General features: G+C 34.0%; 17 protein-coding genes and 1 pseudogene. 12 read left to right on the forward strand and 6 right to left on the reverse strand.

Annotated features, from left to right (window positions below):
* Positions 1-70 precede the first annotated feature (70 nt).
* Positions 71-424 carry a hypothetical protein gene (locus tag P9E47_RS06915; RefSeq protein ID WP_326162943.1) on the reverse strand — a complete coding sequence of 118 codons (354 nt, stop codon included), beginning with the start codon at positions 422-424 and terminating at the stop codon, positions 71-73.
* Positions 399-632, reverse strand: coding sequence for a hypothetical protein (locus P9E47_RS06920; RefSeq protein WP_326162945.1), 234 nt, complete (start codon positions 630-632; stop codon positions 399-401). Before P9E47_RS06920 ends, P9E47_RS06915 begins: the two co-directional genes overlap by 26 nt.
* Positions 633-838: 206 nt before the next feature.
* On the opposite strand from P9E47_RS06920, the gene P9E47_RS06925 reads away from it, so the two are divergent.
* The 7 genes from P9E47_RS06925 to P9E47_RS06955 all read left to right on the forward strand — a co-directional run bounded on the left by P9E47_RS06925 (position 839) and on the right by P9E47_RS06955 (position 7660).
* Entirely contained in the window at positions 839-1531 is a 693-nt protein-coding gene (locus P9E47_RS06925) for a YfjL-like protein (protein ID WP_326162947.1), read from the forward strand.
* Between the two features lie 37 nt (positions 1532-1568).
* The gene (locus P9E47_RS06930; RefSeq protein ID WP_003332672.1) at positions 1569-1784 is read left to right on the forward strand and encodes a DUF6366 family protein; all 216 of its coding nucleotides are present in this window, start codon (positions 1569-1571) and stop codon (positions 1782-1784) included.
* A gap of 1291 nt (positions 1785-3075) precedes the next feature.
* Positions 3076-4149: a hypothetical protein gene (locus P9E47_RS06935; protein ID WP_326162948.1), complete on the forward strand. Its 1074-nt coding sequence runs from the start codon at positions 3076-3078 to the stop codon at positions 4147-4149.
* Positions 4139-4681 (forward strand): PLP-dependent aminotransferase family protein, encoded by a 543-nt coding sequence (locus P9E47_RS06940; protein WP_326162950.1) that lies wholly within the window; start codon positions 4139-4141, stop codon positions 4679-4681. Before P9E47_RS06935 ends, P9E47_RS06940 begins: the two co-directional genes overlap by 11 nt.
* A gap of 83 nt (positions 4682-4764) precedes the next feature.
* Positions 4765-5646, forward strand: a complete 882-nt coding sequence (locus P9E47_RS06945; protein WP_326162951.1) for a PhzF family phenazine biosynthesis protein — start codon at positions 4765-4767, stop codon at positions 5644-5646.
* Between the two features lie 342 nt (positions 5647-5988).
* Complete coding sequence (locus P9E47_RS06950) at positions 5989-6978, forward strand: helix-turn-helix transcriptional regulator (protein ID WP_326162952.1); 990 nt, start codon at positions 5989-5991, stop codon at positions 6976-6978.
* Between the two features lie 52 nt (positions 6979-7030).
* On the forward strand, positions 7031-7660 hold the full coding sequence (locus P9E47_RS06955; protein WP_035197294.1) for a type 1 glutamine amidotransferase family protein: 630 nt from the start codon (positions 7031-7033) through the stop codon (positions 7658-7660).
* Positions 7661-7911: 251 nt separating this feature from the next.
* On the opposite strand, the gene P9E47_RS06960 is transcribed toward P9E47_RS06955, so the two are convergent.
* The gene (locus P9E47_RS06960; RefSeq protein WP_326162953.1) at positions 7912-8112 is read right to left on the reverse strand and encodes a hypothetical protein; all 201 of its coding nucleotides are present in this window, start codon (positions 8110-8112) and stop codon (positions 7912-7914) included.
* 58 nt (positions 8113-8170) lie between these two features.
* Here P9E47_RS06960 and P9E47_RS06965 point away from each other — a divergent pair, with 58 nt between their 5' ends.
* From P9E47_RS06965 to P9E47_RS06985, 5 genes and pseudogenes are all read left to right on the forward strand, one after another.
* Positions 8171-8599, forward strand: a complete 429-nt coding sequence (locus P9E47_RS06965; protein WP_326162954.1) for a DUF2000 domain-containing protein — start codon at positions 8171-8173, stop codon at positions 8597-8599.
* Positions 8600-8608: 9 nt separating this feature from the next.
* A pseudogene (locus tag P9E47_RS06970) lies at positions 8609-9754 on the forward strand (APC family permease).
* 211 nt (positions 9755-9965) lie between these two features.
* Complete coding sequence (locus P9E47_RS06975) at positions 9966-10265, forward strand: hypothetical protein (RefSeq protein ID WP_326162956.1); 300 nt, start codon at positions 9966-9968, stop codon at positions 10263-10265.
* Positions 10266-10287: 22 nt separating this feature from the next.
* Positions 10288-11178 (forward strand): RNA polymerase sigma factor, encoded by an 891-nt coding sequence (locus P9E47_RS06980; protein ID WP_003332686.1) that lies wholly within the window; start codon positions 10288-10290, stop codon positions 11176-11178.
* The gene (locus P9E47_RS06985) at positions 11168-11641 is read left to right on the forward strand and encodes a DUF6194 family protein (RefSeq protein ID WP_326162958.1); all 474 of its coding nucleotides are present in this window, start codon (positions 11168-11170) and stop codon (positions 11639-11641) included. The genes P9E47_RS06980 and P9E47_RS06985 overlap by 11 nt, the downstream gene beginning before the upstream one ends.
* 473 nt (positions 11642-12114) lie before the next feature.
* Here P9E47_RS06985 and P9E47_RS06990 read toward each other — a convergent pair whose 3' ends face one another.
* The 3 genes from P9E47_RS06990 to P9E47_RS07000 form a co-directional block, all read right to left on the reverse strand.
* On the reverse strand, positions 12115-12345 hold the full coding sequence (locus P9E47_RS06990; protein ID WP_326162960.1) for a DUF1093 domain-containing protein: 231 nt from the start codon (positions 12343-12345) through the stop codon (positions 12115-12117).
* Positions 12346-12416: 71 nt separating this feature from the next.
* Positions 12417-12722: an ABC-2 family transporter permease gene (locus tag P9E47_RS06995; RefSeq protein WP_326163011.1), complete on the reverse strand. Its 306-nt coding sequence runs from the start codon at positions 12720-12722 to the stop codon at positions 12417-12419.
* Positions 12694-13014: an ABC transporter permease gene (locus P9E47_RS07000; RefSeq protein WP_003332689.1), complete on the reverse strand. Its 321-nt coding sequence runs from the start codon at positions 13012-13014 to the stop codon at positions 12694-12696. Before P9E47_RS07000 ends, P9E47_RS06995 begins: the two co-directional genes overlap by 29 nt.
* Positions 13015-13103: the final 89 nt, after the last annotated feature.

Raw genomic sequence — 13103 nt, forward strand, 5'->3', positions numbered from 1 at the left:
TAGTTGGATCGATAGACGCTAGAGTTTACAATGCTCTGGCGTTTATTTTTTAAATAATACCGGTGAAAAATCAACATCTTTTATCCAGATATTTGCTTGTTTCTTCTTGCCTACGTACCCATATTAGAGAAGATCCTACAACTTGAGGATCATCATCTAACTCATTTTCTCTTGGAAATGTAATTTGCTCCTGATTTCTTGAGCTTAAATCTATCTGATATAGAGAGGTGAACATTTTGGGAACTGGTCCCTCTTCCCACGCTTTGTTTTCCTGTGACCGTGCGACGATCACTTCGGAAGGTGACAGCCATTCCAAATCTAGGTCTACATAACCTTTTGGTGTATATTCTACCTGCTTGGCGGATACATCAATATCAGCAATTTTTGTGATCTTATTTTCAACAAAAAACCGTCCTTTTTCCATTTAGATACCATTCAAAGCCACTAACACTATAAGACCACTGGGGTGAATACACATATTTATCTTTGGTAAGCTGAATTACTTGATCTCCCTCTTTCATCCATAACTGGTGGTCACGAACAAACGTAGCCTTCAGTGGCACTTCTGCATTCGTCACAGAAATAAACTGAAGCATGAATAACGTCATTAGTAATAGAATTTTTATTGGCACGCCATCCCCTCCTGCTATTAGATTTATCTAGAGAATTCAAGTTGATGCTTTGTTTTAAGTGAATAGTCTTTCGAAACGGTCTTTATTTTACTAAAGGATTCAAAACGCGAAGAAGAAAAAATTTAGTAAATATCAAAGCCTTTTTTACTAAATAATGTAAAATAAGAATTGGAATTAATTTAATAGTCCGAAATGAGGTATTGTTCATGAAACTGTATTTCAGAAAGTTACTTATCATGTGTAGTGTGGTCCTATTAAGCGTCGCCCTATTCATTTATGTCAGTTTTAGTGGGTTCCCTTGGAAGAAGTATACGGTTGGTAAGGAAATACAAGCATATCTAGACGAACGTTATGATCAGCCTTTTTTAATTAAAGACCGCTTATATAATTTTAAGGACGGTAAATATGGAATTAAGGCTACACCGGTTAAAGAAGCCGATCTACAATTTACAGCTTGGGAAGGCTACGGTGATTACGAATATATTGATTACTATCCTGAAGCTGTATGGGAGAAGCAAGTTTATGATGATTTTAAAGAAATAGTAAATAAAATATATCCGGATCATACGATGTACAATGCTTCAACGGCTATGGGGTTTGGAAACGAACTTGTGAAAGGGCCAGAAATCCCAAGTTATAGGGACGTTGATGTGCTGACTAGTATTGGCATAAGCACGAGGGGTAGTGTAGTTGGCAACGATTCAGAGTTTGCAAGAATGCTAGCCATTCTTTCCGAAATAAAAAAAGCGGAGGCCAATATTGAAGTTTCTTTTCATTATTACCAAACAACAGAACAAAAAATAGAGTATCTTCATTTTGATCGTACAATAATCAATAAAATTACTACAATTGAAGATGTCAAGAAAATGGCGAGAATGAGTGTATGGGTGAACAATTAAAACAATTGGAAAAATGGCTAAAATTGAGGGGGATTTGATGAGAGACAAAGAAACTCTAGAGCAAAAAAGGGAAAGATTAAGGCAACAAGAAATTAGAAATAATCCAACCGGCAAACTAAACGATTCTTTAAACAGAGCCCAAAATGGAAATCTTGTCGATTTGGTAGGTAGTTTAGGATGGAAAGGTACTGCCATACTTATTCTAGTAATAGTATTAGGATTTATAATTTATTCCGTCTTCTTCGCTAACTAGGGCAAGAGTTCGAGATTGCTATTTCTATTTTGAATAAAGGGTCATTTTATAACCAAACGAAGATTGCGGTGGCAACATCTTCTTTATAGAGTGGCAGGTTACTTAAAGAAGGGCATTGGATTTCTTTTGGTAAAAAAGTAGAGGGGTGTTTTTTGTGAAATAAAACTATGCAGAAATGACTTAATCATAGATTAGAAAAGTGCTTCACTACAATACATAGAATTGAATGAATTGGATTAGTTGGAACGCCGTATGCGGTGAAAGTCGCACGTACGGTGTGAGCGGGGAAAAGGTGACGATAACTTCAAAGCCTGACCTATCCGTATCAATAAGTGAAGACGCATTTTTCTTGAATAGTTGGAAACATAATTTACCAACAAAATAAACTTCACGTTCTTTATCTCCTTCGCCCCTTACAATAGGAGAACGAACGATCAGATCAACTAGAACTGTTCATTTCTAATGAGACAATTTCTTCAATTCGCCAACCTGTTGAGAACATAAATTCAAATAAAGCCTTTTCCATGGATGTATGGCAAGCCTATCGTATATGCTCTCTTTCCCTTTTGGTTAAATTTGGGGATTGCCAAGCGCATCGAAAAGAAAACTTAATAGGCAGAATATTAAGCTGAAGTGGCAGGATAATAAACCAAATGTAGTGTGGGTTTCGGGGAAATTACACTTAGACGTTGTTAAGGGGTTGGAATTATGGGGATAGTTTTGATAAACTTGCTAATCCTTTTTGGGGTTATTGCTTTAGTTGAGATACCTAAACATTTTATAAAATCTAAAAATACTAAACTTGTTAGTTTTATATCGTACTTGTTGATGGGAATATTCGCATTTCTTGTAGGAGAGTATGTACTATTTGATTTTTCAAATTTTGCTTATACATTAGCAATATCGTTTATTATTGTTGCATTCATATCCCTTATTTCAAATAATAAGACCAGCAATGATTAAGTCAAATTACTTACGAATGCGATTGCAAAAGGAGTTTAGTCGCTATTTCCTAAAGGATAGAATACTTCAGTAAAGAAAATGAATATTTAAGGTGAGGTATATTTGCAAAATGTTCATTGGGAATTTCATTGCACTTCCATATTAAAATACTTCACCAAGCTGGAGCATTCCTTTCGTAAGGGATGTTTCTTTTCTTTTATAAAGGGTTCAGAATAGTTCGGTAAATGTAAGAGTTTTTTATGGTAGAATTAATTTGAAACGCTCTTCACTAAAGAGCCGGATCATTGAATTAGTGGATTGAACAATATAAGAAAAGGGGAAATATGTGATGTTGAAAAGGAAATTAATAATATTGATCCTTGGTTTTATGTTGCCAATTATATTCACATCGGCACCTATTTATGTATATGCATCTGACAATATCCGTTTGATTGTTGATGGAAATGAAGTGAATATTGAATTGGTTAAGAGCTGGATTATGGAACAAGGAGCCGAAGAAGATTCTTCCTATTATTTCGATGGATTGTCTTTTGAAGTAGTGAATTTAGATGAGGATGATGACTTAGAAATAATTGCAACTATAGATGGTGGGGTCCACTTAGGCCAATTTTTTATATTTGATAAAGCGGACGGTAAATATAAATTAATAGCGGAAAAACCACAAAAAATTGAAAAAGTAAATCTCCTTTCTTCTATAAATTTAGATGGTAAAAAGTTTTTCGCTTTATTTGAGCGAACTGGTGGTACGGGACTGGATATTTATTATGAGCATATCGCCTATTTAGAAGATAGAAAATTGCAAATTGCATGGACAGGCGTACAAAAAGAAAGGGATGCCAATTTAGGCCTTTATAATTTAAGAATAGGCAACTACCAGTACAATCCAGAAAATCAACTGCTATATACATGGGAGAGTCGTTTTGAACACGATATAGAAACAATGGATATATTGGAAAATAAGGGAACCGTTACGAAGGTTTATCAATTTGTTGATGGTAAATTTGTTGAAGTACGAGGTGGCTCCGCTAACTCTAAAACATCAGAAATAGATACTAAAATTGAACCTCCAATCTTAAAAATGAAACTTATGGTTAATTATGGAATGGAGGCAGAGTTGCTAATTGACGAGATAACAGAAGAAAAATTGAATTATAGGTATTTTGATTTTCAACATAATTATAAGCCGAGCAACAAACAAGAAGAAATGGCAATAAATGAAATGTTCGAAAGGGTTGTTGAAGACGGACATTTATTTCCAAAATATACGTTCCATTTTTATGTTCATACGGCAGAACAAGATGTAGAAGTTAAAGTGCCAAACGGATTTATTGATAAATTAAAAAATGATCATGAATTTAGAAGCAAAGTGATTAGCAAAATCAATCAACCATTTGATATTTGATAACCCGCCGCCAAAGCCAATAAAAGCAATTGATAAGCAAGGGAATGTCCTATATATTGGCAGTGTTTCCAAGTCACTAAGTCCGGGTTTACGGATTGGCTGGATTGTTGGACCGGAACCTGTTATTGATCGCCTTGCCGATATAAAAATGCAAACAGATTACGGTTCAAGTTCGATATCGCAATTTGTTGTGAATAGGTGGATAAAAAGTGGATGGTATGATGATTATGTAGATCAAGTAAGATCAGAGCTAAAATATAGAAGGGACTTTACAATTCAGATTTTAAATACATATTTTTCTGATATTGCCTTATGGAATATACCATGTGGGGGATTTTATATATGGCTTCAATTACAAACTGGTATTTCTACTCGAAAATTATTTGAAGCAGCCCTTCAGGAAGGGATTTTACTAAATCTGGGTAGTGTCTATGATAAAAATAACCAGCTACATCTTCGTTTGTCATATTCCCACGCATCATTAGAAGAGCTTCAAAAAGGGCTTAAACGGATATCAGAACTGATTAAATGATTAAAGAGAATCTTTAAGGAAGGCTGTTTTTTAAAGATTGCTACTTTCTAAAATATGACAGTCACAGGCGGAGGAAAGAAATAATGGGGAAAATTAATTATTCAATTGTAGATGTTTTTTCACAAGGAAAATATACAGGAAATCAACTTGCTGTTTTTAAGAATGCAGAAAACCTTTCAGATAATAAAATGCAACAAATAGCCAAGGAGATTAATTATTCAGAGACTACTTTTATATTATCAGATACAAAAAAAGATGATGGCTACGATGTTCGGATTTTTACACCCAATGAGGAGGTTCCTTTTGCTGGACACCCGACTTTAGGAACTGCATATATCATTCAAAATGAAATAATTGGGGAACCGATAGATAAACTAATTTTAAATTTTAAAGCTGGACAGATTCCCGTAACGTTCGATAAACAAGAACAAATACTTTGGATGGAACAAAATAAACCCACATTTGGTCGTATATTAGATACAAATAAGGTTTCTGATGTTCTAAATTTAGATAAAGAGTACATAGATGATAGATATCCTATCCAAGAGGTTTCAACAGGGCTTCCCGTGATTATTGTTCCTTTAAAATCTTTAGAAGCAATTAAAAAAGTTAGAATAAATAAGGAAAAATACTTTGAGTTAATTGAGCATATTGATGCAAAAGCAATTATGGTCTTCTCTCCTGAAACATATAGTATCGATAATAATTTAAACGTTCGAGACTTTGCAGATTATTTTGGTATTCCGGAAGATGCAGCTACTGGAAGCTCTAATGGATGTTTAGCTTCTTACTTAGTTAAATATCGGTATTTTGATAAAAGTAAAATTAATATTCGTGTAGAACAAGGATATGAAATTAAAAGACCATCGTTATTGTTTTTAAAGGCAAGTGGTGAAAATGGAGAAATCATAGTAAATGTTGGTGGAAAAGTAGAAAAAATTGCTCAGGGTGAATGGTTTCTATAATAAATAGTCTTCCTTTTTTATTTAGCGAGTGCGATTTTTCAATGAGAGTTGCTTTTTCCTTATTTCAACTATTAGATTGGAAAATATTGTACTTAAATCTTTGGGGGGCATTATTGCAACAACAGTAATGCTTTTTCTTATTGAACGGGTAGCTTAGATGAATATGATGTTTGTTTATCATTTATAGATTGTCGAAAAAAAGAAGTGATGTAGTTTAGCATTAGTTTCGATTAACCGCACCATAAATAAATGAGGTTTTTACTTAATATGTTAAAGTACGCTATCAATATGAAATTGTAGAATTGAACTTATTCATATAGAGTGAATAATGAGGTGATTTTTATGTCTAAAATTGACAATATGATGCAGATTCTATGGATGTTGAATTCAGGCAGGAAAATTACTGCAAAACAAATATCTGAAAAGTTAGAGATTAATATAAGGACTGTTTACCGTTATATTGATGCACTTTCTGCAAGTGGTGTCCCTATTATATCTGACACAGGTCATAATGGGGGTTATACTCTGTTGAATAATTTTATTAAAAGTCCTCTTCTTTTTGATGTTGATGAGAAAACTGCATTACTTCATGCGGCTATTTTTGCAAAAGAATCTGGATATTTTTTAGGGGAGTCATTGAACAGAGCAACATCAAAGCTTATAAGTTATTCAAATCAAGAGCAGGAAAGAATGATCAAGCAAAATTTGGAAGGGCTTGAGGTAATAAGCCCAATTGGAAAATCGTCTATGGATCCAATTTTAAAGAAGTTAGAGCAAGGTATAGTAAACGAATCATCTGTAGAAATTGAATACCATACAAGTCGTGAAGAGCAATCTAAGCGTAGGATTGTTGATCCATATGGAATTATTTATTGGAATAATAACTGGTATGTTATTGCGTTTTGTCATCTAAGGAATGAAATCCGCAGTTTTAGAGTAGGGCGAATTATCAGTATTATCCAAACAAATATAAACTTCAATCGACCACAATTTTTTTCGGCAAGTGAATTTTTTATGAAAAACCTAATTCCAGAAGTAGAAGATAAGCAAGCACTTATGCATTTGATTGTGGGTGGTAAGACAAGTGCGTTGGATGACTTATGCCAGCATTGGTTTTTAGGACATCATTTCAAAGAACGGACTTCAAAGAAAGTAATATTTCTACTAGAAGAAGAAGCATTACATGCGTATGTACCGTTTTTACTTTTACCCTATGGCAAATCTATTGAAGTTATTGAACCAATAAGTTTAAAGCAAAAGATTATTGAAGTTCTATATGAGCTAATTAATTATTATCAAGTTGAAACCTTTACTGACGGAGGATGTCAGTAAAGGTTTTTTATAATAGGATATATCGATTAATTAATTACGAGGAGTGTGAATTATGCATACAAAAAAAGTGTATCTTTATGTATTTGATACTATGTCAGACTGGGAGGTAGGTTATTTAATTGCTGAACTAAACACGGGAAGGTATTTTAAAAAGGAATTAGCACCTTTAGAGGTGGTTGCGGTAGGCGTTGATAAAAAAACTGTTACTACAATGGGAGGATTGAAAATACTACCTATTATATCTATTGATGAGTGTATTTTGAAAAGTACTGATGTTTTAATTCTTCCAGGCGGTAATACTTGGATAGAAGCAATTCATGAACCTATATTGAAAAAAGTTTCTAAATCTTTAAAGGAAGGAATTGTTGTTGCTGCGATTTGTGGTGCAACAGTGGGTCTGGCAAAGATGGGGTTGCTAGACTCAAGAAGACATACAAGCAACAATTTGGAGTATATGAAAATGGTATGTCCTAATTATATTGGAGAAAAATATTATGAAATGGAACCAGCAGTAACTGATGGGAATTTAGTTACTGCATCAGGAATAGCTCCGTTGGAATTTGCGATGCATGTATTGAAGGTGCTCGACGTATTTGCACCAGAAACATTACATTCATGGTTCAATCTTTATCAGACTCATGAACAAAAGTACTTCTTTGAGTTAATGAATTCTATCAAATAGTTGATAGGTAACCCCAAATACAAATGATAGTACTTGAATAAGTGTTAACTGAATCAGGGATTTTAACGCTAAACCAAACTTTAAATAAGGTATTATAAGGCTACTACTCTTGAACTAATAAGGAAACGGAATAATTAATAGAGAAAACGACTCGAATCTGCCGAGTCGTTTTCTCTATTATTTTGTTAGCAAGACACGTTTTAATTTTGCTACACCATCTGCTATTTTTACTTCATCTAAATTTCCAAAGCCTAAAATGATATGGTTTGTATAAAATCCTTTGTTAATGGTAGCAATTCAACAGGGTAAACTTTTACGCCGTAATCATTTATTCTTGACAGGAGACTTTCCGTGAAATATATTCCTTCAAATTCAGCAATCAAATGTAATCCTGTTGAATCACCATGTATCGTAACTCGATCCCCGAATTCATTATAAAGCCGTTCTTTCAAAAAATATCTTCTTTTTCGATAAATTTTCTTCATGCGGAAAATATGTTTTTCTAAATAAGTGAGCCAACAAAATAATGAGACTAAATGTGTTTTATTGATTGATTCAGAACTGCCATTAGGTTTATTAGCTAATACTGCAGCTGTTCTGGCTCTTACGATAGGAAAGAGAGTGGAAGGAATTATAGGATCTGATGTAGTGGATGGGTCAGGTCAAATACATACTGGGATTACAACGATACCTCTTCCGATTTTAAAATCCACACAGGAAGGCTTACAGGTGTTAAAACAGAAAGTATCAACAGAAGCATTTCAAGATTTGCTTGTGGTTGATTTTACTAATGCTGCACAAACCACTAAAACCTATGAAGCATACACTCAAAAAATAGCCACCTTTACAAGTGGAGATTTATATTATTTGGGCATTGCTTTATACGGTGATCGGAAAAAGATTAATAAATTGACAGGCAATCTCTCTCTTTTAAGGTAGGTGCAGAAAATGGAATTAACTCGAACTCTGGGAATCCGGGCCTCTACATCCATTGGAATCGGTGCAATGGTGGGAGCAGGAATATTTGTTTTAAGTGGGGTTGCTGCTGGTAAGGCAGGCCCTGCCGTTATTGTTTCATTTATGCTAGCAGCCATTTTAGAAATTCTTTTGGGTCTCTGCTATGCGGAATTGTCTTCAAGATATCCAAGAGCTGGCGGATCCTATGAATTTGTTCGTGAAACAATGGGACCTTTACTTGGAACTGTAATTGGCTGGGCCTATTGGGGAGCATAGCTGGCTGCCAGCAGTTTCGTTGCTCAAGGATTTGGCCGCTATTTTCATACCTTAACTGGGGCACCGCCAATAGTAAGTGCTATCGTTCTATTCATCTTATTAGGATTGCTGAATATAATGGGAGTTCAATGGAGTGGTAAAGTTCAAGTTTTTATTGTAGTGATTGAAATTATCCTGCTGTTAACCTTTTTTGCCATTGGATTTAATCATGTTGATTACACTTTATTTGTGCCGTTTGCGCCTACAGGCATTGAAGTGATCCTCGCAGCAGCTTTGGTTGGTTTTTTATCAATGGTGGGCTGGGATGGAATTGTAGCTTCCGCAGAGGAAATTAAAAACCCTACATGGACTATACCAATATCGATTATTTCGTCCATTTTAATAGTCATGTTATTATATATTGGATTGTTGTTCGTTTCGGTGGGAGTCGTGCCATGGACGGAGCTTGGGGCATCTAAAACACCAGTCTTCCTTGCGAGCGAACAAATTCTAGGCGGTATCGGACCATTATTGATTAATATGGTCATTGTTATTGCTTTACCTGCTACAGCGAATCCTTTTATTCTATGCATTTCGAGAACGGCATTTGCGATGGCGCGGAATGGATTATTACCTCGTAGATTTTCCCATATTTACTCCCAATATAATACACCCGTATGGGCCATTATATTGGGAGTAAGTATTCAAATCTTATTTACTATCAATAGCTCTATCAATATAGCTGTATCCGCCACAGGTTTTTTATATATCATCACTTTTATTTTTACGTTAGTTGCATTTTTTATTTCAAGAAAGAAAACAACAGATATTGATCAGGATCAACAATTTAAGGTACCACTTTATCCATTGTTACCTTTTTAATAAAACGATGTTTCCATTATGCTAATGGGGGCAAGAGGTCAACAAAACGAGGTGTGTCTTAATGTCATACGATGATCATAAAATACCTTTAGTTTTAAAAATAATATTAAAATGTTGCTTTCTTCTGTCACACTACCTTTTTTTAATAGTCTAAATATATGAAAAGAATAATGGGACTTTTCATATATTTTCATAGGTGGAGGAGAAGATTATGAAAGAAGTAGTAGAAATCGTATTTTTTGAACTAGAGGAAGATGTGAGTGAAGAGCAATTCCAAAATGCTTCCCAAATATTTCAAAGTAATTTTGTTGCTTTGCAAGATGGCTATGTTAGTAGAAAACTTACCAAATCAATTGACGGTAGGTGGGCAGATATTGCAATTTGGAGGGATATGGATGCTGCTCAAGCTGTAGGAAAGAACATGGGGGAAAGTGAATTTGCTAGAAATTATGTTTCGTTAATAAAAAATAAATCTATTCAAATGCACCATATGTCTATTATTCATGGATGAGTGGTGATTAGGAGAAATCGCAATGCAAAAAATATTTAGTCATGAATATGATGAACAGAGTGATGACTTTCTTATTTCAAAATCCTTGCAAGGGTCTGAAGAGGCATTAGTAGAATTAATTTCAAAACATCAAAATTATATATACAATATAGCCTTTAAAATGGTTCTTTCTCCATTTGATGCAGAGGATATTACGCAAGAAGTCATCATAAAAGTCATAACTAAGTTAGGGCAGTATAATGGCAAAAGTAGTTTTCGAACGTGGTTGTATAAAATTACGGTGAATCACTTTTTGACAATGAAAAAGACTTGGTTAGAAGAAAGATATCCTACATTCTCACATTATGAACTAGATCTTGAGAACATTAGTGACCAAGACCTATCACCATCTGAGCAAGTTGAATGGAGTGAATTGATTGAAGAAGCTCGTCAAGGTTGTTTAGCAGGAATGTTATTGTGCTTAACTAGAGAACAGAGGATTGTGTTTATATTAGGTGAGATTTTCTCCGTCCCTCATGAAATTGGTGCTGAAATTATGAGTATATCAAAAGATAATTTTAGACAACGTTTAAAAAGGTCTCGAAACGATCTTTATCATTTCATGAACAAAAAGTGTGGTTTAGTTAACGATGATAACCCATGTAGGTGTCCAAAAAAGTTGAAAGGTTTTATTCGTGAAGGATGGGTAGATCCCACTACACTTAAATTTAATGTGAATTATTCAAATCGCATATATCAAATTGTGGAAGAAAAGGATAGCAAGTTAAAAAAAATGGAATATTTAAATTATAAACAACTACAGCAAGATTATTCTTTCCAAGAGAAGGATTTCATTAGTAAAGTATTTAAAGATTTAATCCAAAGTAAAATGGTAAAAGAAGTTTTTGAATTGAGTGGTTCAAATGATGAATGAGGTAAGTCCTATAAAAATCATTGATTTTTGTCTAAAAAATTTAGACCATACGGTACTTATTAATGCATGGGGAGAAAAAGTTGTTTTTTACAATCCTAATGGGTCTTTAAAAAGAGGTATTTATGTACTTACCGTCAAGGAAAAAGATGGAGCAAATGATAAATCATCTCACTTGGATCGAGAGGCAATTTTTAGGGTGAATATTGGTATTAAAAAAAACACTTTTACAAACATGTTTGGTGCAATACCTAAAAGACCATCAGCAGGAAAGGTTATAGATATGAACTTTGATTTCACAGAGATAAATAAAATTATCCCACACCCTGTATATGGTTGGATGGCATGGGTGTGTGTGCTGAATCCATCAGAGCTTTTATTTGAACAATTCAAATCGTTAATTCTTGAGTCTTATAACTTGGCTGTTGAAAAATATAATCTAAAATATGAATCAGAATTTAGATGAATAAATGGTGAAAAGCAAAAAAATTTATTGAACAAACGGGGGAGCTAGTACAATAAGAAATTGTGGTGAAATGTTGATTATTTTATACTAGTAACCTCAGCATCTAACGTATAGATATAGTAACAAAAAAGCCAAAATGCTCATTTAATTGCGAGAAATTTAGCTTTTTATATTGGCATTTCCCTGACGCTACCCTATGAAAAAATAGCAAGCGATAATTTGTAAGGAATAATCACTTTTATAATTTAAATGCTTCCATTTACTTATTTGGAAACAGAATCATTACAGGATCTTATCTCCCTAATAATGCTCTTTATCTAAGGGAGATAAGGAAGTTCTTTGTCTCTTTGTTATAACTAGTTGCGAATCATCAATGGTTCAAAACGCTCATAATCCAATAAAAATAGGCTTGGAAACTCTTCAAGCTTATTTTTGTGTGAATCTCTAAATATGTTCTTTCTCGCAGTAGTTTACTACTTGGTAAAGGAAAGGGTCTTTATTTCTCCTGACTTGTCATAAGCATTTAATGTATATTCATACCGTTGGTCACTGTCCAACTTTGTGTCGTCGTTCACCACCATAGTGTAATAATATGTTTTGCCTTTTGGATTTTCCGGTGTTAGCCTATTAGGATTAAATAGGAGGATGGAAAATCCAACAATAATTATTAGGACTAGACCAGTAACTAATAAAAATGTTTTCACGATAACATCCTTTCTCATTGTTTAAGCTATTATATCCGTCCTTCACAGCCAATGTATCGCTCCTGTGCTAACTATGATAAGTATAGTAGATTCACTATTAAAAATAAAAGATAATCACTTTGGGATGAAAAACCTGATTGACTAAGTACACCCATCCCAGTAGTCAGTAGGGAATGAGGAAATAACATTCCTAAATCCATTACGTACATGCCTAAACCGAAAAAAGTGGCGCATAAACCGATACCAATAGGAATAGCGAAACTATGGAAACGCATTGAGAGAGCCAATTGCAGAGTGAATATTGTAATACTAGCTATCCAGCCTTGAATGAACCATTCAAATAATTCACTAGGGAGCGCAGAGGTTAGCCCTACCATCCTCCAATAAGGTATAAAAGGAAAACAAACTTTGAACAAAAATTAGCAGCATACCGACAACTAGCATCTTAGATAAAAAAATACTAGCTGCCGATACTGGAGCGGTCATGATCATATTCCAGTTTTTATTTAAATGTTCTAACCTCCACAAATACGCATAGGAGATAGCAATTAGAATGGGTAAGAAAAATTCTCCGTAAAATAAACCGACCTGTGACCATAGGCTATACCATTTATTGGATAAAACACCTTGGTTCATGTGAAAATTGGCACTGCCAATTAATACACTCATTATCGAAAGAATTATAAGTATTACCCATATAACCTACATTTATGACTAAATAGTTTATACTAAAATAAATGATGATTGTGAAAAATTGA

The organism is Schinkia azotoformans, assembly GCF_035811335.1.
Taxonomy (GTDB): Bacteria; Bacillota; Bacilli; order Bacillales; family Bacillaceae_J; genus Schinkia; species Schinkia azotoformans.